This window comes from Shewanella sp. SP1S2-4 (genome assembly GCF_031932075.1).
In the GTDB taxonomy this organism is placed as follows: domain Bacteria; phylum Pseudomonadota; class Gammaproteobacteria; order Enterobacterales; family Shewanellaceae; genus Shewanella; species Shewanella baltica.
In genome coordinates, this window is sequence record NZ_JAUOET010000001.1 from 177,713 (window position 1) to 204,339 (window position 26,627).

The 26,627-nt window shown below is 46.5% G+C and carries 24 protein-coding genes; 9 read left to right on the forward strand and 15 right to left on the reverse strand.

Annotated features, from left to right (window positions below; genetic code table 11):
- Positions 1–91 precede the first annotated feature (91 nt).
- From Q4Q52_RS00715 to Q4Q52_RS00730, 4 genes are all read right to left on the reverse strand, one after another.
- Positions 92–520, reverse strand: a complete 429-nt coding sequence (locus Q4Q52_RS00715) for a PaaI family thioesterase (RefSeq protein ID WP_261272185.1) — start codon at positions 518–520, stop codon at positions 92–94.
- 62 nt (positions 521–582) lie between these two features.
- The gene (locus tag Q4Q52_RS00720; RefSeq protein ID WP_006085189.1) at positions 583–2,292 is read right to left on the reverse strand and encodes an FAD-dependent oxidoreductase; all 1,710 of its coding nucleotides are present in this window, start codon (positions 2,290–2,292) and stop codon (positions 583–585) included.
- A gap of 36 nt (positions 2,293–2,328) precedes the next feature.
- Positions 2,329–2,760, reverse strand: a complete 432-nt coding sequence (locus tag Q4Q52_RS00725) for a transcriptional repressor (protein ID WP_012196824.1) — start codon at positions 2,758–2,760, stop codon at positions 2,329–2,331.
- Between the two features lie 45 nt (positions 2,761–2,805).
- Positions 2,806–3,087 (reverse strand): DUF134 domain-containing protein, encoded by a 282-nt coding sequence (locus tag Q4Q52_RS00730; RefSeq protein ID WP_006085187.1) that lies wholly within the window; start codon positions 3,085–3,087, stop codon positions 2,806–2,808.
- A gap of 255 nt (positions 3,088–3,342) precedes the next feature.
- Here Q4Q52_RS00730 and Q4Q52_RS00735 point away from each other — a divergent pair, with 255 nt between their 5' ends.
- Positions 3,343–3,585: a hypothetical protein gene (locus Q4Q52_RS00735; RefSeq protein ID WP_311989605.1), complete on the forward strand. Its 243-nt coding sequence runs from the start codon at positions 3,343–3,345 to the stop codon at positions 3,583–3,585.
- Positions 3,586–3,695: 110 nt separating this feature from the next.
- On the opposite strand, the gene Q4Q52_RS00740 is transcribed toward Q4Q52_RS00735, so the two are convergent.
- From Q4Q52_RS00740 to Q4Q52_RS00750, 3 genes are all read right to left on the reverse strand, one after another.
- Positions 3,696–4,205, reverse strand: coding sequence for a YgjV family protein (locus Q4Q52_RS00740; RefSeq protein ID WP_311989606.1), 510 nt, complete (start codon positions 4,203–4,205; stop codon positions 3,696–3,698).
- Between the two features lie 139 nt (positions 4,206–4,344).
- Complete coding sequence (locus Q4Q52_RS00745) at positions 4,345–4,956, reverse strand: Crp/Fnr family transcriptional regulator (protein ID WP_259563934.1); 612 nt, start codon at positions 4,954–4,956, stop codon at positions 4,345–4,347.
- 23 nt (positions 4,957–4,979) lie between these two features.
- Positions 4,980–5,606, reverse strand: coding sequence for a fumarylacetoacetate hydrolase family protein (locus Q4Q52_RS00750; RefSeq protein WP_259563935.1), 627 nt, complete (start codon positions 5,604–5,606; stop codon positions 4,980–4,982).
- Between the two features lie 207 nt (positions 5,607–5,813).
- Between Q4Q52_RS00750 and Q4Q52_RS00755 the strand changes: the two genes are divergently transcribed.
- Entirely contained in the window at positions 5,814–7,841 is a 2,028-nt protein-coding gene (locus Q4Q52_RS00755) for a methyl-accepting chemotaxis protein (protein WP_311989607.1), read from the forward strand.
- Between the two features lie 145 nt (positions 7,842–7,986).
- Here the strand turns inward: Q4Q52_RS00755 and Q4Q52_RS00760 are convergent, their stop codons facing one another.
- Together Q4Q52_RS00760 and Q4Q52_RS00765 are read right to left on the reverse strand one after the other, a co-directional pair.
- Positions 7,987–9,000 (reverse strand): succinylglutamate desuccinylase/aspartoacylase family protein, encoded by a 1,014-nt coding sequence (locus tag Q4Q52_RS00760; RefSeq protein WP_106649974.1) that lies wholly within the window; start codon positions 8,998–9,000, stop codon positions 7,987–7,989.
- Between the two features lie 127 nt (positions 9,001–9,127).
- A complete protein-coding gene (locus Q4Q52_RS00765) occupies positions 9,128–9,766 on the reverse strand; it encodes a MarR family transcriptional regulator (RefSeq protein ID WP_311989608.1) in 639 nt (212 codons plus the stop codon).
- 230 nt (positions 9,767–9,996) lie between these two features.
- On the opposite strand from Q4Q52_RS00765, the gene Q4Q52_RS00770 reads away from it, so the two are divergent.
- A complete protein-coding gene (locus tag Q4Q52_RS00770) occupies positions 9,997–11,202 on the forward strand; it encodes an MFS transporter (protein WP_311989609.1) in 1,206 nt (401 codons plus the stop codon).
- A 98-nt stretch (positions 11,203–11,300) separates the two neighbouring features.
- Here Q4Q52_RS00770 and Q4Q52_RS00775 read toward each other — a convergent pair whose 3' ends face one another.
- The gene (locus tag Q4Q52_RS00775; protein WP_311989610.1) at positions 11,301–11,864 is read right to left on the reverse strand and encodes a PhnA domain-containing protein; all 564 of its coding nucleotides are present in this window, start codon (positions 11,862–11,864) and stop codon (positions 11,301–11,303) included.
- A 134-nt stretch (positions 11,865–11,998) separates the two neighbouring features.
- Positions 11,999–14,218: a TonB-dependent receptor domain-containing protein gene (locus Q4Q52_RS00780; protein WP_311989611.1), complete on the reverse strand. Its 2,220-nt coding sequence runs from the start codon at positions 14,216–14,218 to the stop codon at positions 11,999–12,001.
- 337 nt (positions 14,219–14,555) lie between these two features.
- Here Q4Q52_RS00780 and Q4Q52_RS00785 point away from each other — a divergent pair, with 337 nt between their 5' ends.
- Positions 14,556–15,269 carry a DUF2461 domain-containing protein gene (locus Q4Q52_RS00785; protein ID WP_012588169.1) on the forward strand — a complete coding sequence of 238 codons (714 nt, stop codon included), beginning with the start codon at positions 14,556–14,558 and terminating at the stop codon, positions 15,267–15,269.
- A gap of 132 nt (positions 15,270–15,401) precedes the next feature.
- Here the strand turns inward: Q4Q52_RS00785 and Q4Q52_RS00790 are convergent, their stop codons facing one another.
- Complete coding sequence (locus Q4Q52_RS00790; protein WP_106649968.1) at positions 15,402–15,992, reverse strand: TetR/AcrR family transcriptional regulator; 591 nt, start codon at positions 15,990–15,992, stop codon at positions 15,402–15,404.
- Positions 15,993–16,205: 213 nt separating this feature from the next.
- Here Q4Q52_RS00790 and Q4Q52_RS00795 point away from each other — a divergent pair, with 213 nt between their 5' ends.
- From Q4Q52_RS00795 to Q4Q52_RS00815, 5 genes are all read left to right on the forward strand, one after another.
- Positions 16,206–16,847: a glutathione S-transferase gene (locus tag Q4Q52_RS00795; protein WP_311889303.1), complete on the forward strand. Its 642-nt coding sequence runs from the start codon at positions 16,206–16,208 to the stop codon at positions 16,845–16,847.
- 62 nt (positions 16,848–16,909) lie between these two features.
- On the forward strand, positions 16,910–17,578 hold the full coding sequence (locus Q4Q52_RS00800; protein WP_113941046.1) for a glutathione S-transferase family protein: 669 nt from the start codon (positions 16,910–16,912) through the stop codon (positions 17,576–17,578).
- A gap of 238 nt (positions 17,579–17,816) precedes the next feature.
- Positions 17,817–19,208, forward strand: coding sequence for an RsmB/NOP family class I SAM-dependent RNA methyltransferase (locus tag Q4Q52_RS00805; RefSeq protein WP_311989612.1), 1,392 nt, complete (start codon positions 17,817–17,819; stop codon positions 19,206–19,208).
- A gap of 288 nt (positions 19,209–19,496) precedes the next feature.
- Positions 19,497–19,658, forward strand: a complete 162-nt coding sequence (locus Q4Q52_RS00810; protein WP_006080915.1) for a hypothetical protein — start codon at positions 19,497–19,499, stop codon at positions 19,656–19,658.
- Positions 19,659–19,893: 235 nt separating this feature from the next.
- Complete coding sequence (locus Q4Q52_RS00815) at positions 19,894–23,016, forward strand: NAD(P)-binding protein (RefSeq protein ID WP_311989613.1); 3,123 nt, start codon at positions 19,894–19,896, stop codon at positions 23,014–23,016.
- A gap of 241 nt (positions 23,017–23,257) precedes the next feature.
- Here the strand turns inward: Q4Q52_RS00815 and der are convergent, their stop codons facing one another.
- From der to Q4Q52_RS00830, 3 genes are all read right to left on the reverse strand, one after another.
- Positions 23,258–24,724, reverse strand: a complete 1,467-nt coding sequence (gene der, locus Q4Q52_RS00820) for a ribosome biogenesis GTPase Der (RefSeq protein WP_006082478.1) — start codon at positions 24,722–24,724, stop codon at positions 23,258–23,260.
- Positions 24,725–24,803: 79 nt separating this feature from the next.
- The gene (bamB, locus tag Q4Q52_RS00825; RefSeq protein ID WP_063883273.1) at positions 24,804–25,991 is read right to left on the reverse strand and encodes an outer membrane protein assembly factor BamB; all 1,188 of its coding nucleotides are present in this window, start codon (positions 25,989–25,991) and stop codon (positions 24,804–24,806) included.
- A gap of 11 nt (positions 25,992–26,002) precedes the next feature.
- Positions 26,003–26,623 (reverse strand): tetratricopeptide repeat protein, encoded by a 621-nt coding sequence (locus Q4Q52_RS00830; protein ID WP_063883274.1) that lies wholly within the window; start codon positions 26,621–26,623, stop codon positions 26,003–26,005.
- Positions 26,624–26,627 lie beyond the last annotated feature (4 nt).

Below are 26,627 nucleotides of genomic sequence, written 5' to 3' on the forward strand. Positions count from 1 at the left end.
ATCAATCTGAGATTACGACTTTATGCTTGAAGCTCTCTAAAAAGTTAATTAATTATTTAAAATCAAATTGCTACACGGCTACCTAACAGGGTTAATTTATTACACCTCTCTTAGGTTGAATAAATTTTGCCTTAGCAGTCACACACGCGATATCAGCCACATAAAGTGAGGCTTCCAATTGGTACATTCCCATACGCTGGCTCACGATTCGGCCGACAATTTTAATGGCATCTCCCACCTTTATTGGCGCAACAAAACGCACAGTCATTTCAGCAGTTAATGCTTTTATGCCCTGCATAAACAAACAATGTGTCATAGCGGCATCCACTAAGGAACTGGCAACGCCTCCATGTAGTAGGTTGTTATAGCCCTGAAGCTGGCGATTGACCTTATGATAACCCACAACCTGATCCTTACCGTCAGCAAAAAACTTACACTGCAACGACAAAGGGTTTTGAGTCGCGTCGCCACAGACAAGGCATTGGCTGTGGCTTTGTTTACAATTTTGATAATTGTTCACGCTGCACCTATTTATTGATGGATGTAAATGGTTTTAAAATCCATCTTTAATGCTGTTCTTCACTAAAAACGTGCATTAACCATTTGATAAGTTTTATAGCCACCACTGAGGTTGCGTACCTTAAAACCATGTTGCACTAACATCCGATAAGCGACATGCCCGCGCAGACCCACTTGGCAAAATACGAGCAGTTCTTTGTCTTTAGGAAGTTCATTGAGCCTGTCTCTCAGTACTGGCAACGGAATATTAATCGCACCAACAATGGCACCCACTGCCGTTAGCTCGCTCGGGTTGCGCACATCGATAATGACTTGTTCAGCCGTCAGATGATCTAGTTCCTGAGAATGGCAAATGGATTCATCACCTAATAAGACGTTTGCAGCCACCATGCCGGCTTGATTCACTACATCACGCGCCGAGCCAAAGGGTGGTGCATAAGTGAGTTCAAGATCGGCTAAATCATAAACTGTCATTCCTGCCCGTTGTGCTACTGCTAACACATCAATGCGTTTGTCGACGCCATCAATCCCAGCGGCTTGAGCCCCTAAAATACGGCCGTTATCAGGGCAAAACAACAGCTTTAGGGTAATGGGATGTGCTCTAGGGTAATAGCTGGCATGGCTAGCGGTGTGCACATAAATCTTTTCAAACGGAATAACTTGCCTTAGCAAACTCTTCTCGTTTAACCCCGTTGAGGCGATTGCCATATCAAACAATTTACAGATTGCAGTACCTTGGGTGGCGCGATACAGCTTATTGCCGCCAAGCATATTATCTGCGGCTAATCGACCTTGACGATTGGCGGGACCTGCGAGTGGAATAAGTATTGGATTACCTGTAACAAAATCATCAGTTTCAATCGCATCGCCTACGGCATAGATGTCCGGGTCAGAAGTGCGCATACTGGCGTCAACGTAAATTCCACCGAGCTTGCCTAAGGTTAAACCGCATTCAGATGCTAAGCGGGTTTCAGGCTTAACACCTATGGCAAGGATCACTAAATCTGTAGCTAAGCTGCTGTTATCACTCAAATCTAAATGTAGATGGTAATGAGGAAACACTGGCGTATCGTAGTCATCGGTAATGTCGGATTCAGCCGGTTGAATAGGACGCTCATGAACTGCGGTCAATCCTGTTTTTAAACGTAAATCCACGCCATTATCGACTAATTTTTGATGCAGTATATTGGCCATTTCAACATCGACCGGCCCCATCACTTGGTCGGCAAGCTCTAGTAAACTCACCTCTAATCCTCGATGTCGTAGTGCTTCTGCCATCTCTAAACCAATAAAGCCACCACCGACGACAGTGGCATGCTTAGGTTTATGCAGCAAAAGGTTAGCTAACACCTTATCCATATCGGGAATATTTCGCAGGCTATGCACAAAATGACTATTAATGCCGCTAATTGGAGGTTTGATTGGCGAGGCACCTGGACTTAGCAACAACTTATCATATGACTCTTGATAGACTTCATCTGTGAGCAGATTACGTATGCTTAACTGCTTGGTTTGTCGATTAATTGCAATCACATCATTAAACACGCGCACTTCAATATTAAAACGTGATTTAAAGCTTTCAGGCGTTTGCAGCAACAAGGCCTCTCTAGACTCTATCTCACCGCCAATATGATAAGGCAAGCCACAGTTTGCAAATGAAATAAACTCGCCTCGCTCTAACATGATAATTTCAGCAGTTTCTGATACACGTCTTGCTCTTGCTGCTGCAGATGCGCCACCAGCAACACCGCCTACAATCACTATTTTAGTCATGTTCTTCTCCAATAAAATTAACGAATAATATTTCGTCTATCTACCCGATTTGCTCTCAAGCTTTTGCTTACAATCAAAACAGTGACCATAAATATTAAGGCTGTGATGATCGATACTCATACCGTGACGTTCAGCTGCTAACCATAAACGTAAGTCAATCAAAGGATCGGCAAACTCAACTAACTTGCCGCAAGTTAAGCAGATTAAATGCTCATGACGCGGTTTCCCATTGAGCTCATACATCGCATTTTCAGACTCAAAAAACCGCCTTACCACTAAGCCGGCTTGTTCGAAATGCGCCATGATTCGGTACACAGTATTCAGGCCCATGGTCTCGCCCTGCGCATTTAACCCCTGATAGATATTTTCGATGGTTAAATGTTGCTTATCGACTTGAGTTAAAAACTTAAGCAACTTGCATCTTTGAGTGGTGACTTTGAGGCCCGAGTCTTTCAATACTGCTTGCATTACACTTACCTAGACACGTCGATACGCGTTACCAGTGTTCAATACTCAGTTGATATTGTTTGTCATCAGCGCTTTACCGTTGATTAAGCTATCAACCACCTTATACCTTGCCCCTTTAACTAAATTCGCCAAGGTTTGACGTGATACACCCATTGATTTAGCCGCTTCCTGTTGCTGCATACCGAGTAAATCAACTAAGCGCATAGCCTCGATTTCGTCCTCGGCCAGCGGCACCTGCTCTAACTGTGTCATAGGAATGCCATTAGGCTTAAAACAGATATTGGCTCTTTGGCCACAAATAGTTCTGGGGATTTTTGGTCTGACCATGTTACACCTCGTTTATAGCATATGCTATTTATATTCGGTATAGTTCTCATATGCAACCTATATCAGTAGACGAGGAAAATGCTAAAAGCGGCCTAAGCCATGAAAGCACCGTTCGCTATTTGCATTTGAGCTTTTCAATATCACCTAAACTCAGGCTATAATCGCCACAACTAAGGCAAATGCCGATTGACAGCGTCGTGAGTTGCTCATTTTTAAGCCATATCATTCACTCAATTTTTAAGGATTTCACTGCCGATGACAACTGCTTCTACTAGCCCCTTTGCCGTGTTAAATCAAACCACTGCGACCTCGTTCAATGAGCAGAAAAATCTGATTAAACGGGTATTTAAAGGTAAGCCAGTGCAATGTCCTAGCTGTAAACAGACATTAAAAGTGATATTGCCTGAGCAGGCAAAGGCAGGACAAGCGGCAGGAATTTACTGTGCCAAAGGCTGTACTGATATCGAACTCGATATGGAAGCCGTCGCGGGACTCTAGCTATCTTAGATTAATCACGCACAAAGATGCTCTTCACATCAACGCCAAAACGACTATGCAAGCGCTAAAAATTTAACCTCTCAGTTAAGGCTAGAGATGACCTTAGCTGATCACGGCAGTTGCTTAAGCTGCCCGCGAAAATAATGCCGATAAAAGCCCACCAGATTACTGCCAATAAAGAGTACCTCCATTAACACTGCCACAGGCGATCCCACTAAGGCATTGTGAACGAGCCAAAAACTGGTTCCGACTATCATAAGCAGTCTGAGATCTTTATCCCTTTGACAGAATGCGGCGCGGGTTTGAAACAAGGTGCCTATACAACTGATCACTGTCGTTACCCCATTAAAGGTCACAATGCTCATCACAAGTGCAGCAATAGAGAAACACCATAGGGCTACTTTTGAGGTGGTAAAAATACTGATGAGATAACGCACTGTGGCTATGCCCATTAAGCCTGCGGCAGTCCATTGCTGCAACAGACAAAAATGAATAGAAATCAGAATACCCGATACAAAAAGGCAGGCGACAATCCGCTCCCGCGCCTTAAATTGAAACGAAATCAGATCGAAGATAATGGCTATCGCCACCAAAATTTGAGACAAAGTAAACGCAGTCAACTTATTAAGCCCCTTAGCTTTAAGCAATAATGCGCACTCAGATTGCAAGCCTTACAGACTTGAGAGCGCAACTTAAGGCTCAGCATCATGGAAATCGCGCTTTAGCGCATTAACCTAAGTTAACTGGGGGCAAAAAACGTTAAAAAGAGTCTTGAAGTCGTCGACGCATACGCGACAAACTGATTGCCGTAATACCAATATAATTAGCTAGCTGACCTTGGCTTAACCGCTCAAGCCAAAATGGTGAATGTTCGCGTAAATACAGATAACGTTGCTCAGGTGTGTGCAGCAGTAAAAAGGCTTCCTTTTGTTCTTTATACAATAATTGCTGTTTAAGTAACCCTAGTTGCACGGGCTGCAGCGAAGTATCATCCAACACGGATAACGGCATTTGGATAAGTTTACAGGCGCTTAAAGCTTCTAATTGGTAACGAGCGGGAATTTGCTTCAGCCAACTGACATACAAAAAACACAATTCACCCTCGAAATAAAACTCCTTACAGCGCTCTGTGCCCTCCTGAGTATAATGGCAAGCGCGCACGATACCATCCACAACAAAATATGCCTGTGACTGCTCATTTCCTTGGCCAAGAAGCACCTCTCCCGCCGGCACGTTCAACGCTTTAAACTGTGGTAAGTAACGTTCAACAGCAGCTTGACTCGCCCCTAACGCAAGCAAAAATTGTTGCAGAGGCTGGCAAATTGACACCTGCAATACAGCAGTCTTTTTTACGTCATCAGGTTCAATCATGCGAGCTACTCAGCGATTTATCACTAAACACTTAACCATTGCCATTCGAGTAAGGGCTCAGCACTCGCTTGCAAACCCCGGCTCAGCGTCACGTTGAATACACTTTTAGCGGGAATACTTCCCACGCCCTTGGGGGTGCCTGTCATCACAATATCGCCGTCATCTAGACTGATAAAGGCTTGCAGCTCAGATAAAATAGTCTGAGGTTTGTAGATCATTAAATCGATATGTCCCTCTTGCACCAAGTTGTCGTTGATACTCAAGGTAAAATGCAGCGGCGCCTCGGCATCATCAATCGCCACAAAGGGGCTGAATAATGCCGCACCATCGAAAGCCTTTGCCCGTTCCCAAGGCAATCCCTTGGCTTTTAACTTGCTTTGTAAATCACGTTTAGTGAGATCTAAGCCAATGGCAACGCTGCTAAAACGGCCATCTTGCAACATAAAACACAGCTCGGTTTCATAGTGCAAGGCTTCACCTTGATGCTCAGAAAGTAGCACTGTCGACATCGCCGAATTGGGCTTTAAAAACACCACCATGTCGTCGGGTATGTCATTGCCTAACTCATGGATATGGTCGACATAATTACGCCCAATGCAGACAATTTTTGTCGGTACGATACGCTTTTCACCCAACACGACTGATTTCATTTTCAATCCTTTTAAGATACGGTCGAGATTATTTTTAAATAATCAAACCAAGAAGTTAACCTTAACTAGCGCTAAACTCTCAATAGAAAAATTCACTTTACTTGTGACGAACTCTGCTACACTTGAATTAATATTTCAATAAAAACAGCGATCTAATCATTATTAAACCCATTTTACAGGGACAGTCCTAGAAGAGGTTTTCGCACTATGTTGACGCTTACCATAAAACAAAAAATCATATTTAGCTTTAGTGCCATCGGCGCGCTGCTCATCGCTGGCAGTAGCTTCTTCTACTATTCACTCTCACAAGTACAAACTGCCTATCAAAATATCGAAACCTTAGCCGTACCAGTGCAAAAGCAGAGTAATAGCTTACAACTGGTGCTGTTAAAAATGTCACGCCTTGCCACCCTGGCCCACAGCCAGCAAGACACAACCGCCTTAACCAAAAGCCAGCAAGCGTTTACGGCGCTGCAGAAGAAATATCAAAGTATCGAAAATGAGTTAATTGAACGAGTAGCTGATCAGCCTAAAATGCAGACTTCTCTAGATGAAGCAAAGGCAAGATACCAAGCCTATTTGCAACAAAGCCAGGCCATGTTTAGCGCTAAACTCGCCAATGAACAAGCAAAGCAGCAGTACCAACAACTCTTTAAGCGCTTTAACGATGCCAAGACCAACGCCAGTAATGCGATGATCGATCTCGAAACCCTGTCCATCCCCGATAATCCTACTCTGCTCGAAGAGATTGTCGGTACAGGCACGCGTATCGACGATATGTTGTATACGCTAACCAACACTATGGGAGAGCTGATCCACACTCAAAGTTTGGAGGTGATCCAATCGCACCAGCAAGATGTCGGTATTTTACTGGGGAACCTCACCACTAACTTTACTTTTTTAAAACAACAAACTGATGGGCTTGATACCTTAGGCTTGCTGCAAACCTTCGAACAGCAATATGCGATTATCAATACCTTACTCGCGGCGCCTGCCGAGCTTTATAAAGCACAAAAAGCCGTGGTTGAAGCACTGCGACAATCAGAGCAGCATTACCTCGATGCCGATAAAGAATTTAACGCCAGTAACCTCGCTTTAGACAAGTTAATCACCTTAGCCGACCGCCGATTTAGCAGTCTGCAAAACATTGCCAGCGATGCCATTGAGCAAGGGCAAACCTTAGCGATAGTGCTCGCCATAGTGTTTATCCTTATGGTGAGTTTTATTTCCTTCTTTACCTCCAAGGCCATGCTCAATCCATTAGCCTTAGTGAATGGCGCGCTGGCGAGCATCGCCCGTGGGGATTTATCTAAACGCATTCATAAACGCCATGACGATGAATTTGGCACCCTAATTGATAACATGAATACCTTGAGTGACGATCTTGCCAAGCTACTCACCAATATCAGCCAAAATGCCCATTCACTGGACAGCTCTGCCACCCAAACCAACGAGCAAGGCCAACGCATCGCCAATGCAGCAACTGCGCAAATCAGCCGCGTCGATGAGACTAAAGCCTTAGCAGAACAGATGTTTACCAGTTCTAACTTAGTAACTGAACAGGCCAGTGAGTCGGCGAAACAAATAAGCCAAGCCTCTAAATACGGTAATCAAGTGAAGCAAATTGCCGATGATAATCGCAATAAAATTGCCGAACTGAGCGCCCGTTTAAGTAGCTCGGTTGAGGTCATGTCTCGCTTAAGCATTCAAAGCGATAATATTGGCAGCATTTTAACCACCATCAGCAGCATTGCCGAGCAAACCAATTTACTGGCACTGAACGCTGCCATTGAAGCCGCCAGAGCGGGGGAACATGGACGGGGTTTTGCTGTTGTGGCCGATGAGGTGCGATCCCTTGCCTCACGCACCCAAGCTGCCACCGCCGAAATTCAAACCATGATCACGGCCCTGCAAAAAGAGACCTCCACGGCTGCGAGTGCAATTACCACAGGTCAAAATCAGGCAAACGAATGTGTCGGACAAAGCCAAACCCTGCAGGATGCTATCGCCCACATAGAAAGTACCTTACATACGCTCAATGACATGAGTCTAGAGATCACCCACGCCGCCCACGAGCAGTTAGATTACAGTCAACGTATTGAGTCGAGCATGAGCGAGGCGGCGCAAGCGGCGGAACAAAATGCCAATGAAGCCATGGACATGGCCAAACGCAGCAACGAAGTCACCACGCTTGCCCACTCACTCACCAGCTCAGTGGAACGCTTTAAACTCTAGTGAGTTTAGTTTTTGTAGGAATGTAGAAAATGGTATTTGTGGGATGACTAGAGACAGAAGTTAGCGCGGTAAAAATGATCACAGAAGTCGCAAATCTACCTTAGCGACTTCTGTGGCTGTATATCCAATTTCAACAAGTCTGCGGTTAAGCATATTCCATCAAAAATTCATCGAGTTGTTCGTTAGCCATTTCAATTTCGTCACCTTCAAACTGGGCGATATGGAACATGCCCTCGCCTTCGTTAGTAACGGGAATATTGCTGATCCCTATGATGATGCCGTCGGTTGGTGCACGAATGGCCACACTATCACCGCCGTGGGGGCTGACGATATGTGCGATAATATAACCCTTAGTCACCCGCTGGCCGAGCTTAAGCTTCATATTCACTAAACCATCGGACTCACTGCGCACCCAATAACTGCGAATGGCGCTGACACTCGAACCCTTATTAGTCACCCGCCCTTTTAACATGCCTAAACTGCGCATCACATTGAGCACGCCCTTAAGGCCAGATTTTATCGACAATTCACTGAAACGTAGCGCCTCGCCCGCCTCGTACAAAATACACGGAATGCCCTGCTGATTAGCATAACCCCGCATGGAAACACTGCGCGCTTTTGAATGCATAATCAGCGGTGCACCAAAGGCATTCGCCATGGCCAGCATAGTCTCATCGCTGGTATCACAGCGAATTTGCGGCAAGTTGTCTCTGTGAATCGCGCCCGTATGTAAATCAATCACATGGGTTGCATGGACTAATAACTGAGTGGCAAACAGGTTGGCTAACCGGCTTGCCAGTGCCCCTTTACTGGAGCCTGGGAAGCAGCGGTTGAGATCCCGCCTATCGGGTAAATAACGGGATTGCTGAATAAAACCAAACACATTCACAATCGGCACCACAATCAAGGTGCCCGTCAGATTCTTGGGATTGACTCTGGCTAATAGTCGCCGACAAATCTCAATACCATTGAGTTCATCCCCATGAATGGCGGCGCAAACCAGCAAAGTAGGGCCGGGTTTGGCCCCGTGAAACACTTCCACATGAATATCGAGTTGCGTATCGGTATACAACTTAGCGGCGGCCAGCTTGATCCCCAGTTGAGTCCCTGCTGTGACTCGTTTACCTGCTAATTCAAATGCTTCACGTCTTTTTACCATGGCAACTCCCTTGTACTATCGAATGTTGTCCCGCGCGGCTGACTCATACTAGCCAATAGCGCTCGGCTATCGCTTATCGCCAGTTGTCTAATACTAGAAACTAAAACTCACGTGAAGTTTAAACAATTTATTGCGGCTCAAATTGGTTCAGCCAAGATTTTAAAATCTGCAGCAACATAGGTCTATCTTCAACGCTCACGCCCGCTAACAATGCACTCTGACATTGAATATGCTGCGGCAATGCCTTATCAATGAGCGCCTTACCCTCAGCAGTTAACGAGACATGTACGGCGCGGCGATCTTCCTTACTGTGCGCCCGCTCAATCAGCCCCTTATTTTCGAGTCTGTCTAAACGGCTCGTCATAGCGCCAGAGCTTAGCATCATGCTCTGATAAAGCTGTGAAGGCGAGAGGGTAAACGGCTCACCCGAACGCCTTAAGGTGGCAAGCACATCGAACTCGCCCTGACCTAAGCCAAATTCGCCATGGCATTGCAGCAGTACCACTTCAATATATTTCGTTAAACGCGCGATTCGCCCAAGCACAGCCATAGGGATCAAATCATCAGTCACCCCTTGTTGCTGCCACTGGCCGACAATGCTATCCAAACCATCTTCGCTTTCAAGGCCATCAGCTTTGGTGTTCGAAGCTGCTTGGTCTTTATCCGCAGGGCTTGCGTTTTTATCCGCTGAACTCGCGTTAGTACCCGAAGGACTCGCATTAGTATCCGCAGGACTCGTGTGAGTGAGTGTCGTTTTCGCTGTCATAGCTTTATCTCAACATAAAGATTCTTTATATCATTCTTTACATCTTAGTCATTTTCTCGCAGAATTAAAATATCTTTATATCAAGATACATTTGAAAGAGATTCTTTTTAAACTGTAGTGATACAACTTCAACCTACTGTTTTTGAAAGGAAATCACCATAAGCGCGCCCAATACCGCTACAGATCACTCTTTCAGCAAATCAAACTTAGCTTATTTTTGGAGACAATCCATGCGGTCACCCCAGACAGAGAAAGCGAATTTATTGCTGCTCGGAATCGCGTTCATTCTTATCGGGCTAAATCTGCGCCCCATTCTCGCCTCGGTTGGGCCTTTACTGCCCAGCATACAAGAGGATATCAGCTTAAGTTTTACCTTAGCGTCTATGCTGACATTGCTGCCTGTGCTAGCTATGGGATTGGGCTGCTTTGCGGGCTTTAGTATCGCCAAACGTTTAGGATTTAATACCGTGATGACGGGATCATTGATCCTCTTGAGCATCGCCACGGCGATGCGATTTTGGGCAATGGATGCAGGCTGGCTTATCTGCTCGGCATTACTGGCCGGAGTCGGTATCGCCCTTATTCAAACCATAATGCCCGCCATGATCAAACTCAATTTCGGTGAACGGGTGCCCTTAATGATGGGGCTTTACGTCACCGCCATTATGGGCGGCGCTGCTTTGGCCGCCAGCAGTGCGCCTTTTATCGGGATGAACTTAGGTTGGCGTGCGGGCTTAGGCCATTGGACATGGTTGGGCGTAGTGGCACTGGCACTATGGCTGATGGTTAAACATAAAGCCGTATTAGCGAATCAAACTGCGGAGCAAACTGTGCCGCTTAGCTTTTGGCGTTTTCGTCGCAGTTGGTTATTGGCGATATTTTTTGCTTTAGGTACAAGCTGTTATGTCTGCGTGCTTGCATGGTTAGCCCCCTACGCGGTCGAGCTAGGTTATAGCCAGACTCAATCGGGATTAGTGTTAGGTTTCTTAACCAATATGGAAGTGATCGCGGGCTTAGTGTTTCCTTGGCTTGCCAGCAAGTCAACGGACAGACGCGCTATTATTGCCCTACTGTGCTTACTGCAACTCATCGGCTTTATGGGACTTGCACTCGCCCCTCAAGTGTCGCTATTTTTATGGGCAGGACTTGCGGGATTAGGCATAGGCGGGATTTTTCCACTCGGATTAATTGTAACTATGGATCATCAACAAAATCCGATGTTAGCGGGTAAGTTAACCGCCTTTGTACAAGGTGTGGGTTATACCATTGTCGCCATTTCGCCTTGGATTGCTGGATTAATTCGCGATAATTTCAATAGCTTTAACAGTGCGTGGTTATTGCTCGGTGGCATAAGTCTGATGGCGTGGATACTATCTTGGCAATTTAATCCGCAGGGCTATGCACGCCAATATCAAGTCACCCGCTGCGTATCTTAACTCTCTAATTCAAAATAAAAAAACCGCCATGTCGATTAACGAGTATGGCGGTTTTTTATGGTGTGGGCTCGATAAATCGAGCCCACACTAGGTTCAACTTAAGACTTTTTAACGAAGCACGTCAGGATCACAATGCGAGTCCCGTTAACACGGCCTTCAATGTGCTCTGGGTTGTTAGTCAAAGCAATGTTACGCACCGCTGTGCCGCGCTTAGCCACAAAGCTAGTGCCTTTCACGTTTAAATCTTTGATGATCACGACCGTATCGCCAGCGTTAATCACGGCACCATTACTGTCTAACGTTGGGGTAGTGTCGTCACCTGCGGCGGCAACTTCAGCATCGCCCCACGCTTTTACATCGTCTTCAAGGTAAAGCATATCCAGTAAATCTTGCGCCCAGCTTTCACCATTTAAGCGCTTAAGCATACGATATGACATCACTTGAACTGCCGGTACAGGGCTCCACATGCTGTCGTTCAGACAACGCCAGTGGTTCATGTCCATGGTATCCGGTGCCGCAATTTGGCCACTGCAGGTTTCACAAATCATGATCTCATTGTCACGGCCATCGGAGGCTGGCAGATCATAAATAGAGAGTTCAAGCTCGCTGCCACACAGTTCACACTTGCCGCCACAGCGACTTAGCAATTCATTTTCAGTCATTTTTCTGTTCTATATGCCTAGTAAAACGCGGATTATGCCATAAACCGGCTTTTTTCGGCAGGGGGCTGAGGCAATATAACCCTATTTTTTATAAGTTTTATAAACCGCGCTCACACTGCCTTGGTGATTAATCTTTAAAATTCATAAGCTAAACTCAAGCGAACATCGCGCCCCGCAGCTGGGATCCCATCGGAGAGAAACGGCACCACTTGCAAATTGGTGAGGTTTTTCACCATCAAACGCACGCTTAATCCCTTTAAACTGGCTTGGGGCTCATAGGCGAGGTACAGGTTCTGCAGAAAGTAATTTTCGCTCGGCGACTCGGCATTAAAGATATCGCCGTGGGGTACATTTGTTTGCGCATCATACCAAGCGCCCTGCCAAGCCACTGAAATATCATCGGTAATATACATGCCTAAACGCAGACGAATATCGAGCGGTGCCATGTTGGCTAAATACTCGTCGTCATCTTGGCTGTCTCTGAGTGACCCATTGTGCTGTCCGTGCAGCCATGAAACCGCCAGATCACTGAACACGTCTTGATAGCGATATTGGGCTTCAAAATCGGCACCGTAAATATGGTAACCATCAAGATTGGTATAACCGCTTTGAATTAACTGGGTTTTATCAGACTTAGCCCCACGGCGCTGGGCGATATCATCGCGGCCTAGGTTGGCAAACAGAGTAAGCTGCGTCGTCAGCGCATCATCGTTGGCAAGCAGATGCTGGTGCTGTGTCATCAAGCCTAGCTTGAAAGCGTGTAAGCGTTCGACATCGATGTCGCGACTCGTGCCGGTAATGCTGGCTTTCGCGTATTGCACGGCATAAATCTCATCCACCACAGGGGCCTGCAGGCTATAAGCGTAATCAAAGTTTAACCGAGCGTAGTTTGTCAGTTGGTAATCTATGCCTAATCTGGGTGAGAGCCCCGAGTGGTGAGTCGAGCTATAATCGTGACCCGCGCTGATGTCGTTATAATCTGGCGCAATATTTGGCCGACCTATGCTGTAGATAAAGTCATATCGCAGCGAGGGAGTAACAGTTAAGTCGTTGGTGAGATGAATCGCATCGCGAACATACACGGCATAGGTGTCTTGGCGACCTTCAGGTTGATAATAAGGTGTGTACCAGCCAAAGTTTTTCTCAGGATTCTTCTCATAACTCTTGTTAAACACAAGCGAAGTACGGTCGAGGCTGCGGTACTGCAATCCAGTGGTGATCTCGTGATCGCCAATCAAACTCAAGTTGTTGATATCAATGTAGTCACGTTTGTAATCTAGCCAAGATTCGTGGCCGAAGTTGCCTACGGAAACCGTCATTTTCTCCCACGCGATATCGGGTCTTACCCAGTGGCGCGCATTCGCCGAATGGGAGATCACCACTTGGGTATCAATCAGCGGATTGCTCGGCGAATAACGATAATTGGCAGACCAAGTGTTGTCTTCATAGGTGTTATAGGCGGTTGTGGCATACAGCGCCTGCTCGTAGGAGCCGTACTTTTTGATGTTGTAGTCTGAGATGGCAGGCATGGGGCCACGGCGATTAGCCCAAGGTTTGCGGCCCTCATCGAGATAATGGGTCACGCTCAAGGCCAGTTGGTGATCGCCCTGCTCATAATCAATCTTGCCTAGATAATTATCTTGCTCATAGCCCGAATATTCAAACTCATCGCCATTAGCTAAAGTCACATCCCCCGCATCACGGCGCGTAAGGTGTAACAAACCCGATAAATGCGGATTCACCCTGCCATAGACAGTTCCCGTATAACCCATAGCGTCATTATTGCTGGCGTAGCTGGTTTTGACTCGCGCGCCAATCGCTTGATCGTATTTAAGAAAATCATCGGCCGATTTAGTGACCACATACATGGCCCCACCAAAACCGCCATTGCCCGAGCGCACATCATGGGCGCCTTTAATCACTTCCACTCGTTTGATGAGATCAGGATCGAGGAAAAATGAGCCATAGCGATACTGCTCAAATCCCACCGGAGCATTATCCACATAAACGTTAAAATCTTCGGTCTCGCCAAAGCCCCAGATATTAATCCGCTCACCGCCGCTGCGGGTGCCACCATCGATATGCGCTCCCGCCATATCATCAATCACTTCGGCGAAGGTCGTCGCCTGCATCTCCTCGATTTGTTCCATGGAAATAATCGCTTCACCAGGTTTAGCGACTGTAATGGCCCTACGATATTGCTGCCCATGAACCTGCAGGATTTCAATCGGCTCAACCTTAGGCTCGCCCAATACCTCAGCGGCGTACAACGGCATTGAGGGCAATATACATAATCCCATCAGAGACAGATTTCTATTCGCTTTCCATTTCCCAAATTTAGGCAGGCAACCCATTTAACGTCTTCCTATTAACAAACTAATCTAAAAATAGGGCGGCATTATAGGCACGAATGAAGAAGATAAGAATAGTTCTCACTTGGCTTTACGTGTAAATAACGGTCTGGTTGAAAACAAGAGAGAAGCGGCGCACTTCAAAAATTTAAGTGAAGATCTTGCCTAAGGATGGCAGTATTGGTGCCATATTTGACAGCCTTTCATCCTCTATAGAGTGTACGACCTTGCAGTACGAGTGGAATATACGGGCGACTCGCCTGACGTTCGCACTGCTTGTATCTTGGCGCATCTAGGCTGTTGGCACTCGTTTCAAATGCATTAATAAGGTTCACCGATAATGGCCACGCTCACGACTAAAATCCCTATTGCGACAGGTGCAACGTTCAGCGCCGCAAGTTTGCAATTTTTAAATCAACTGGCGCAAAACAACTCCCGCGACTGGTTTAAAGCCCATCAGGCGGAATACGAAGAGACAGTGCGAACCCCTGCGCTGCAGTTTATCGAGCAAATGCAGCCCAGCATTCTCGCCCTCTCTCCTCGGCTCACTGCCGTGCCGAAAAAAGTCGGTGGCAGTCTTATGCGCCCGCAGCGAGACAGCCGTTTCAGCAAAGATAAAACGCCCTATAAAACCAATGTAGGCATTCAATTTCGCCATTTTCAAGGCAAAGACGTGCATGCGCCGGGACTGTATTTACACATTGCCGAGGATGGCTGTTTTATTGCCGCAGGGATTTGGCACCCAGAATCGAAAGCCTTAAATGCCATTCGCACTTGTATCGATGAAAATCCCAACGGCTATAAAAAGGCACTACAAACCTTGCAGAGTCATGGATTTAACATGGACGGTGACAGCTTAACTCGACCACCAAAAGGGTTTGATAAAAACCACCCTATGCTGGCGGAGCTAAAACGCAAAGATTTTATCGCCATAAAAAATATCACCTTTGAAGAACTCTGTCGTCCAGATGCCGCCAGTTTCTGTGCCGAGCAATTTGCGCACTGTACTCAATTGATGGCCTATCTGTGTTTCGCGCTGGACTTGGATTTCTAGACAATAGACTTTTAACCAATTGATTTGTAAAAATAGACCGTTAAAAAATAGATTGCTAAAAGCAACATGGCCTAGGCGAAAAACCTAGGCCATTCAAACTACAACTTGCACCTTAAATGGCTTAATTTGCACTTAAACTTTTGTATTTAAAGTGCCCAAGTAACTCTGTAAAACTGCAAAGGCATTGTCTAGCAGCTCATATTCACCCGCTTTACCTAACACCCTAATTCCCTGTAATTGCAATACTAAAAATGCAGCGACCTGATGTGGTTGTACATGGGGGAGTAGCTCGCCTCGCGCTTGGCAATCCCGTAACACTTGGGTAAATGAAGCCTGTAATCGGCAAAATAATCGCTGACATTCCTGCAGCACACTCTCATCGTCAAGGCTCTTTTCAAGCACGGCATTTTGCATAAAACAGCCGTATTTTTGTTCCCTCTGCAGGGCAACAAAGCGCGCTAGATAAGCTTCTATTTCAGCCAAGCCCGCTTTTTCATGCAACAGGGTATCTGAGGCGCCAAAGGAGTAGTTATCGAGGTAAAAACGGAGGCACTCGCGGTAAAGATTCTGCTTATCCCCGAAACTGTTATAAAGACTAAATCGATTAATACCTAAATGGCCGACAAGATCGGAAATCGAGGTTTCGGCAAAGCCCTTTTGCCAAAAAAGCTCCATCGCCAATATGAGTTTTTCCTGCCGATCAAAATTACAACTTCGTGCCATAAGCCTGTGACCTAATCTCTTGAATACGCGCTAACGATCAGCTTTAGCACTCCTCAATCACCGCATTTCTGTTTACTAAAGAAAGTTGAGGAGTAAATCATTCTTGACTGATCGTTTAGATATGGCGTAAATTCTATACTAACCGATCGTTCCGTTAAAGTCTTATATGCTTAAATCGAGCATAAAGCATTGATAAAAACTACAGGACATTAAATGAAACTCTATGAACTAGCCCCTACGCCTAGCGCGCGCCGTGTCAGTATTTTCCTAGCGGAAAAAGGCATAGAAGTGCCAAGAGTGAACGTCGATATCCGCGGAGGAGAGAATTTAAGTACCGAATTTAAAGCCAAAAGTGCAAATGGTCGCATTCCACTGCTCGAACTCGATGATGGCAGCTACCTGTGTGAATCTGTTGCCATTTGCCGCTATTTAGAAGAAATCCACCCAAGTGTTCACTCGCTGTTTGGTAATACACCGCTTGAGCGCGCCAAAGTAGAAATGTGGCAACGTATCATAGAGTTACAAGGATTAATGGTCGGGTTTCAAGCCTTTCGTAATTTAAGCGGTGTCTATAAAGACAGGGAAAATTGTGTCGAGTCTTGGGGCGTAGAATCACGCCAAAGGGTCATTGACTTCCTACCAAGCTTAGACCAACAATTGAGCAAGTCAGCCTTTGTGGCAAGCGATGAATTCAGCATTGCCGATATTTCGGCTTACGTTTTTATCAGCTTTATTAAGAATTTAGATATTGAAGTCACTAACAGCTTGCCGCACCTTAAGGCTTGGTTCATCACTATGGCGCAGCGTCCTGCCATAGTATCGTTAACCCCTAAAAATAGCGGCGCTAATGCCTGATGATGAATATTCATAGGCACTAAAGTGAGTAGCTATAAGCGTTATAACCTAAAGGAATCATCATGATAGATTTATACACAGCCGCGACCCCTAACGGTTTTAAAATTTCCATCGCACTGGAAGAAATGGGACTTGAATATCGCGTCCACAAATTAGATTTCAGCACCAATGAGCAAAAACAGCCCGAGTTTATTGCCATCAATCCCAATGGTCGCATTCCCGCCATTATCGACCGCGATAACGCGGATTTTGTGGTATTCGAATCGGGTGCGATTCTGCTGTATCTCGCCGAAAAAACAGGTAAATTCCTGCCAGCCGATCCTAAAAAACGCTCGCAGGTGATCCAATGGTTAATGTTCCAAATGAGCGGCGTCGGCCCCATGATGGGACAAGCCAACGTATTCTTTAGGTACTTCCCTGAAAAAATCCCCGCAGCCATTGACCGTTACCAAAAAGAAGGTCGACGTTTATTTGAAGTCATGAATACTCAACTCGCAACAAATCAATACCTTGCAGGTGACGAATACACGATTGCCGACATCGCCACTTGGCCTTGGGTCCGTATCCACGAGTGGAGCGGCATCAACATGGAAGGTTTGACTCATTTGCAACGTTGGTTAGATGAATTAGCACTCAGACCTGCGTGCCAAAAAGGCATAATCACGCCGCCACCGGTAGAAATGAGTGATGAAGAACGGGCTAAGCAAATCCAAAAGATGGTGACGAAATAGTCATCTGCTAACGGTCATTGCGCGAATAGCCTGCAAAACTGCCGTTAGGTACTGAATACACTATAAGTTTCAGTAACAGAACCACAAAAAGCCCTGCAAGTTGATACTACTTTGGGGCTTTTTTACTGCCTGTTATCGGGCAAAACTGCTACAATCTGCGCCACTTATTTTTCCCCTCTGTTACGGCTATGTCCCTTACATAAGGCGCCGTCACAGAAGCATGATCTAGGCTAAATTTATGGGTAATCCAAGCAGCTTCTCTTCCGGTATGGCATCCAAATCAGATACATCTTCGGCGTTAAATGTCCAAGCGAACACCCCAGCGCAAAAACGTGCGCTCAGTTACGCCAGTACAATTAAGCAATTATTCGATGAAATTCAAAGCAGTAAAATGCCCGCTGACCGTATTTTGGCAAATTACTTTAGAGAACATAAAAAACACGGCTCGAAGGATCGTAAAGTCATTCGTGAATCCTTGTTTAGTCTATTTCGCTGGTGGGGTTGGTTTCAGCGATTAGGCGATCAGCAAGAATCTGCCGTTTATTTTGCCAGCCTAAGCGCCAGTGCCCTATTGGAAGCCCATGCTTGGCAAGATATCGCCAACGCTTGGCATGAGTTATCACAATCGCCCATCGATTATCAGCAAGCTCAAGCACTTACTGTTGAAAGTCTCGACGACAAACTGGCACTGATACAGTATTTATTCCCTGCGACTGAGTTTAAGGCACAGGATTTATTACCCGACTGGTTCTGGCAAGTGTGCCCTGTTGATGCTGCGCAGCAAACGCAATTAATTGCCGCTATGTCGAGTCGCCCGCCAATTTGGGGACGCGCGCAAGGGATCACGAGTCAAGATGCAGCGACACAACTGCAAGCGCTCGGCATAGAAGCGAGTGATGGTCATTACTTTAGCGATGCCATCAATCTTGGCAGTAAGAGTATGAATCTTAATGAAATAGCCCTGTATAAAGACGGTAACATCGAGATCCAAGATTTGGCTTCACAGGTCATTGGTCAAATTTGTGCGCCTGAACCCGATGCCCATTGGTGGGATGCTTGTAGCGGTGCTGGCGGCAAAACTCTGCAACTGCGCTCTTTGATGTTAGCTAAAACTGCTGATAACCAAACGTCATCTGCGGGCAGCATCATATCGTCCGATATTCGCTCCAATGCCCTAGAAGAACTCACTAAACGCGCCCAAAGAGCGCACTTTAACGGCATTAGCGTGGCCCGTTGGAAGAGTGATGCCCTCCCCGTGCCTGCGGATCATTTTGACGGTGTGTTAGTCGATGCCCCGTGCAGTTGTACTGGCACTTGGCGACGTAATCCTGATATGCGTTGGTTGGATGGTGTTGAAGCCGTGCCCGATAAAGCCGCGTTACAGCTCGATATTTTAAGCCGCTGTAGCCGCGCAGTTAAGGCCGGCGGCATCCTCGTTTACGCCACTTGCTCCTTGTCGCCCATCGAGAACCAAGACGTAGTGACGACGTTTTTACAGCAACATCCAGAGTTCACGCTCACGCCGATACGCCATCCTTTTAGCGGTGAACAAACAGAAATGTTGACCGTGTGGCCCTTTGAGGCCAACAGTGATGGCATGTTCGTCGCACGTATGCTACGCAGCAAGTAACACTAACTCATTATTTTGTATCAAAACTTGGCGCCCTCCTTTCTAGGCGCCAAGTGCAATCGCATAATCTGATTAATGATTAAAATCAGATTTACTCTTTTATTATCATAAAGATAAACCACATCCTTCCAGTTAAAATCTCAGATACATCCATTTCAGTGGCAAGATATGGCTCTTGGGCAAAACTTTTCACCATCAATGATGAAATATTTCGCTTTAGCTTCATCTCACCTTTGGGTAAAAAGATCGGGTGCTGCGAATGGCACAGGTATTTTTGGAATTTTGACCATGTCACACTCCTATGAATTTGACGACGATGATGCGCCATGGGGCGATAACGTCAAAGGTAAGCAAAAGAATAAACGCGTGAAACAGCGCCGCAGGGATACTAAGCGACGTTACTCGGACGATAATACAGAGGTGGATTTCTACCAAAATAAATCGAAGTAACTGAATCTAAGTACCCTAGCCCACGGGTTTGTTTAACGAATTCGTTCTGTGCTAAGCCTGCCAAATCTGAGCAAGTTGGATAATATCCAACTTGCTACTCAATCCCGCGATACCCTCTCAAATTCTTAAAAAATCAATTGTAAAATCAATGGGCTTAATGGCTTATTTGCCCTATGCTTTTTGGGTTATGACTCCCAAGCCATTGGACTTACACTGAAATTTAAGGATGAACACCATGGAAAAACAGCGCCCCGACTTTATTTATCCCCAAGGCAGTATGTTGATGCACTCCCCCTTAGTGTTAAATAAAGCCGATATGTACGGTTTTTTTCTAAAGGGGAAACAAGTAAACCTGCAACGCTCTATTGATAAGACCTTGAATCAAGTTGCCGGTAGTGCAATGTATTTTAAGGTGTTATCTCCCTACGTACTGACAACCTTCACTCAAATTGAAAAAGCCTATTCCGCTTATCCAGAAGACAGAGCCAAGGGTTGGATCCAAGAAACAGACATCATCACTTGGGTCATGGTCGGGCGCCAAGATAGCAGCAACAGCACACAAATCAGCCAAGTCTATTTTCAGCCGCTACACATTTGGGTGAACGATGCCATGGCCTTAATTAATGGCCGTGAACTCTTTGGTTATCCTAAATATTTATGTGAATACACTATGCCAGCTGTGGGTGAGCCTCTGACGCGATTATCGCTTGCTGCCAAAAGCTTTTTACATTTTTCACCAGAAACTGAACTCGCCCTGCATCCATTGATTGAAGTGAATTGCGATGCCAAACCCGAGGCGCAGCTTTCAACCCTTGAAGCGATAACCCAAACCAGGCAACTCTTTAAAGAACAAACTGATTTCATCCCAGAGCTTGACCAGCTCGGCGAAGAGCAGCTGTTTCATCTGCTATTTAAACCCGCCATCGATCAAGTATTTCTAAAGCAGTTCCCCGACTCTTCAGGTCAAAAAGCCATTTATCAAGCCATCGTCGCCGCACCTGCCCAAGTGAATAAAGTGCACAGTGTTGCCCTGCTCAAAAATGATTTTGTCGCGACCATTTTTGATAATGCCAGCTTCCCGTTACAGGACACGCTCGGGGTTGAGATTGGCGAGCAGCATGTCTTACTGCCTTACCATGTGAACTTTGATTTTGAAGTGCCACCCGGTGAAGTATTAGTCGACAACTCCGAAATCAAAAAACAGAAAATCGCCATTCTCGGCGGCGGTGTCGCGGCCATGACCGCAGCCTGTTATCTGACCGACAAACCCGGCTGGCAGAATCAATACGAGATTGATGTCTACCAACTCGGCTGGCGTATTGGCGGAAAAGGAGCAAGTGGCCGCAATGCTGCTATGGGACAACGCATCGAAGAACATGGCTTACATATTTGGTTTGGTTTCTATCAAAACGCGTTTGCCCTGATGCGTAAAGCGTATGAAGAATTGGATAGACCAGCACACGCGCCGCTCGCGACCTTTCTTGATGCCTTTAAACCCCATAACTTCATCGTATTACAGGAAGAGGTCGATGGCCGTTCTGTGAGTTGGCCGATCACTTTCCCGACGCTACCGGGCATTCCTGGTGATGGCACCGAAACCCTCACCTTCTGGAAAGTTGTTAAAGTCGCCTTTGCGTGGATCAAAGAATGGCTCAAGGACATGGATGACTTGCTTGATGCCGATGAAAAAGCCACGGGAACACCTAAAAACTGGCTCGATAGCAGCTGGTTTGAACGCTTAAAAGATAAGTTAGAGGATTCAGTCGAAGATGCCAAAGAATCACTCGACGCGCTCGGCGATAAGCTCGAATGCCATTTCAATCAAATGATTGGCCGCGAGTGCGATGAGCATGTCCACAGTGAAAGTGACGATGGCTTGGTCGAATCGGCCGTCGATGCACTGCATAAACGACTCGTCAAACGCTTTAGCGGCCATTTAGATAACAATGACGAACTGCGTCACTTGTATATTGCTGCCGATCTCGGACTCACGATACTCAAGGGCATGTTTGCCGACGATGTATTTGAGAAAGGCTTTGACGCCATCAATGGTTATGATTATCGCGAATGGTTAACCAAACACGGCGCCAGCCTTAAGTACACAGTCGACAGCGCACCCGTGCGCGGTTTTTACGACTTAGTATTCGCCTATGAGAAAGGTAACTTCGACAAACCCAATGTCGAAGCGGGCACAATTATCCGCGCAATGCTGCGTATCGCCCTCTGCTATCAAGGTGGCGTAATGTGGAAAATGCAGGCGGGAATGGGCGATGTGGTCTTTACCCCTTTCTACGAAGTGCTCAAACGCCGTGGCGTCAACTTCCACTACTTCAATCGCGTCGATAACCTCGAATGCCGTAATCAAAGTATTCAAGCGATTGAGATCACTGAGCAAGTTGCCTTGGCGCCGACAGTCTCAAGCTACGATCCCTTGGTCGATGTGAAAGGTCTAGCCTGCTGGCCGAGTACGCCCAATTATGAGCAGCTTGAGCCTGAACAAGCGGCGTTGCTTAAAGCCCATAATATCAATCTGGAACACTTCTGGAGCGATTGGGACAGCGTATATGAAGCGCACTTTGGCAAAGCCCTGCCGAAAAAGCGCTTAGTCAAAGGGGTGGATTTTGACAAAGTCATCTTCGGTCTTTCCATCGGTTCTGTACCCCATGTAGCGAGTGAAGTCATGGCACAAAGCCCCGCCCTCACACTTTGCGTTGATAAGGTGCAAACCGTTGCGACTCAAGCCTATCAACTGTGGATGAATCAAGATCTGAATGGAATAGGCTGGCCTAATTACTCTGAAGATGGCGAGGAACCCGTATTATCGGGTTTCACCGAACCCTTTGATACTTGGGCATCGATGAACCAACTGCTAGACAAAGAAGATTGGCGCGGCTTAGAACCTAAAAATGCCAGCTACTTTTGCTCGGCATTGCCTGTCGAAGCCTATCCACCAAGCTCGGATGTGGATTTCCAACAACGGAAAACCATAGAAGCTAAAGCCGGTGCTATCCAACAGCTCAATACCGAAATCCATAAGCTTTGGCAAAATGTCGGTGATAGCTTCCCTTGGGAATGGCTTCACGATGAACAAGACCGTCAAGGCGTTGCACGCTTCGATAGCCAATATTGGCGCGCAAATGTGGACCCATCCGAACGTTATGTGTTGTCGGTTAAGGACAGTTCGCAGTATCGCATCACAACAGATGGTACAGGGATAGATAACTTGTATATGACGGGCGATTGGATAAAGACAGGCCTTAATGCGGGCTGCGTCGAAGCCGCGACGATGGCGGGTATGCACACCTCAAAAGCAATATCGGGTCATCCAGCCTTAATAAAAGGCGAGAAAGACTTCTAAGTTCCTATTGAGCAGCTAAATGCTAAACAAAAGAGCACGACCGATACAGACAGTTGTCTAAAATATTCGAGATATTAAGTTAGGTATGTTGCTGGTTTAATCTGCTAGCCATATTTAATCTAATTATTGGAATCTACTCTCTAGAGGACATTGATATTGATGTAAACCCTGATTAAACAGTCTTAAAACACAAAAGGAACCCTAAGGTTCCTTTTGTTTCAAATGTGTCTGGTAAAAAACACTATTTGGTTTTTCTGTCTTTGATATGGCTTTGTGCGCGCTTGCGGCGACGCTCTTGGCTCATAGTCAACTTCTCAGTCTTGTTTTCAAATGGGTTATCACCCTCTTGGAAACGTAGCTGGATTGGCGTACCCACCACTTTCAATGAACGACGGAAGTAGTTCATCATGTAGCGCTTGTACGAGTCAGGCAGTCTACTCACTTGGTTACCGTGAATCACCACGATTGGCGGATTGTAACCACCGGCGTGAGCGTATTTGAGCTTCACACGGCGACCATTTACTAATGGCGGCTGGTGATCGTCCTGCGACATTTGCATGATACGTGTCAGCATAGAAGTACTGACGCGGCGCGTAGCACTGTCGTAAGCTTCTTCAATCGATTCAAATAAATGGCCAACACCTGTACCGTGCAGCGCAGAAATAAAGTGAATACGGGCAAAGTCGATAAAGCCAAGACGACGGTCAAGCTCGCTCTTCACTCGATCTTTAATCCCTTGGTCAATACCATCCCACTTGTTAACGGCAATAACCAAAGCGCGACCCGCATTGAGCGCGAAACCTAACAGACCTAAATCTTGCTCGGCGATACCTTCACGGGCATCGATGATAAGCAACACCACGTTAGCATCTTCAACCGCTTTCAAAGTCTTGATCACTGAGAATTTCTCAATGACTTGATGTACTTTACTGCGACGACGAACACCCGCGGTATCGATAATCACGTACTCGCGACCTTCACGTTCCATTGGAATGTAAATACTGTCACGGGTCGTGCCGGGCTCATCAAATACCACAACGCGCTCTTCACCTAGAATACGGTTAGTCAGGGTTGACTTACCGACGTTAGGTTTACCGATGATCGCCAGCTTGATAGGCAAATCTTGCAGACGCTTTTGCTCAGCTTCCGCTTCTTCTTCGGTATATTCACGCTCTTCAGTAACTTCGTCTTCGCCTTGACGCACAATGCCCATCGCTTCGGCATAAGGGGTCAATGCGTATTCAATCATGTTGGTCACGCCGCGTCCTTGAGACGCCGCCATTTGGTAAACTTCACCTAGACCTAAAGACCAAAACTCGGCACAGGCCGAATCGGCATCGATACCGTCAACTTTGTTCGCAACCACGAAAGTGGTCTTTTCACGACTACGTAAGTGCTGTGCAATCGACAGATCTGCAGCGGTTAAACCGGCGCGCGCATCTGTCATAAATAGAACGACATCGGCTTCTTCAATGGCGGCAAGGGATTGCTCAGCCATTTTCGTCTCGATCCCTTCTTCAGTGCCATCGATACCGCCGGTATCGACCACAATGAACTCATAGCCGGATAAGAATGCTCGACCATATTTACGGTCACGTGTTAGGCCAGGAAAGTCAGCAACCAGCGCATCACGCGTGCGCGTAAGGCGATTAAATAGGGTGGATTTACCGACGTTCGGCCGACCAACAAGGGCCACTACAGGGATCATGATTTTGCCTCTAAAAAACTTTTCAATAAAAAGCCCCCGGAACACACTTCCAGGGGCTCTACAAGGATAACACTTTTAACTATGGAAGTGTTACAACAGCTAACTTTCCACTGCGACCTTGAACATAGATTTTATCGTCAACCACTAATGGCTGGCTGTATAATCCAGAGCTGTCCACTTGGACACGACCGACAATCGTCCCTGTACTGCGATCGATGAAGTGTAAATAACCTTCGAAATCACCCACAACTAAATAGTCTTTATACACAGCTGGTGACGTCAGAGTGCGGTTAGCTAACTCAGAGTTGCTCCACAGCTCTAGACCGTTACGCTTATCAACTGAGTAGATACGGCTGTGGTCGTCAACAAGGAACAAGCTTAAGCCCGCTGATGCTAACTCGTTAAAGCTAGAATACTTACGTGTCCACACAACTCGACCCGTGCGTAATTCCATCGACACTAAGTTACCGTTGTAACTCACCGCATATAAATTGTCGCCAAGGATCAGCGGCGTCATATCCACGTCGGCCATACGGGTAAACTCGTTACCGCCCGTTGGATTATAAATCGCCTGTTCCCATGCTGCTTGACCATTGTTTTTAATCACAACAGCCACTTTGCCATCGGCAGTACCGATAAAGAAACCGCCCGCTTCATAAGCTGCAGAACCTGTACCGCGCAGGGTCAGATTTGGCAATTGCATTTCGTACACCCACAGCTTAGCGCCAGTATCGACGTTAAAGGCTTCGAGTGAACCTGAGCTGGTGCTGACAACCACAACGTCATCGGCAACCGTTGGCGCAGACAATAACTCACCACCGGCAACCACATGCCATAACACTTGGCCATCTTCGGCGTTCAGCGCGGCTAACAGCCCGCTTTCTCCCCCTAAAAAGACTTTATTACGCGCAGCAGTTACGCCAGCGGCGATTCGCGCACCTTTGTTTTTTGCTAAGGCGTTATCACGAAATTCTTCGCTGAAATCTTTAGTCCAAACGCGCTCGCCCGTCGCTTCGTCAAACGCGGTGACTTCACCATAACGATCGGCGGCAAATATTTTGCCATAACGAACGGCAGGAGCGAGGCGAGAGTAATAATCACCTACACCATCACCGACAGAGGCGCTCCAACTTACTTCAGGGAACACTGTCGCCTGAATTGCAGTTAACTCACTGACAGGCTCGTCTTCAACATCGCTCGACGAACAGGCGGATAACATGGCCAGACTTAATCCGGCGGCTAGCAGGTTTTTGCACCAAGACTTCATCAAGGGATCCCTTATGCCTGATTTAGGCTATCAAGTTTGATTTTAAGCGCTGGGCTTGTGACCACACCACCATTGTCCATGGCAGCTTGATAAGCTGTTTTCGCTTTCTCAACTTCACCTTGACGTACTAAGAAATCGCCTTTTAATTCATCGCGCTGGGCGAAGAAGGCTTTATCTGTAACTTGCTCTAAAGTTGCCAGAGCAGCGTCTATTTGACCTTGCTCGGCTTGTACTCGAGCGACACGTAAAGTTGCAATCATATCTAAACCAGCACCTGGTTTAGCCGCAATAACCTTGTTCAAGGCTTCGATAGCTTTAGGGTAATCCTTAGCTTCTACCGCAGTTTTTGCCACGATCAGTTCTAGTAGCGCTTGATAACCTTTTTGATCATGATTTTTAGAAAACTCAGCCACACCCGCCAGCATAGCGGCTTCGTCGCTTGATTTAGTGGTCAACTCGTGGAAAGCTTTTGAGGCTTCTTCCGCTTGGGCCACTTTAACGTCAGAATAATAATTCCACGCATACAGGCCGCCTAAACCAACGACCGCCCCAATAAAAATCGAGGTTCCATAGTCTTTCCAGAACTGCTTGATAGCATCAACTTGTTGTTCTTCTGTGCTATAAATTTCCACGCGC